This is a genomic window from Priestia sp. SIMBA_032, from assembly GCF_046535215.1.
In the GTDB taxonomy this organism is placed as follows: Bacteria; Bacillota; Bacilli; order Bacillales; family Bacillaceae_H; genus Priestia; species Priestia aryabhattai.
On the sequence record NZ_JAWRXD010000813.1, the window covers coordinates 1 to 265 of the forward strand.

General features: G+C 33.2%; 1 protein-coding gene. It reads right to left on the reverse strand.

Annotated features, from left to right (window positions below; genetic code table 11):
- On the reverse strand, positions 1 to 265 hold a 265-nt coding region (locus SB717_RS36585), incomplete at both ends, for a PhzF family phenazine biosynthesis protein (RefSeq protein WP_410907954.1).

Consider the following 265-nt stretch of genomic DNA (forward strand, 5'->3'; position numbering starts at 1 on the left):
TGTTAGAAACTTAAATTCTTCGGCTTCTTTTTCATAATAGTTAGCAATTACGTATGCTGCCGCTAAAGTTGCATGTCCACAAAGATCAATTTCTCCTTCAGGAGTAAACCATCTTAGTTTATAGACCTCCCCTTCTTTTACTACATAAGCAGTTTCAGAAAGTTTATTTTCTATTGCAATTTTTTGCATCATCTCTTCTGAAAACCATTCTTCCATAATACAAATTGCTGCTGTATTTCCTTCAAATACGTTATCTGTAAATGTG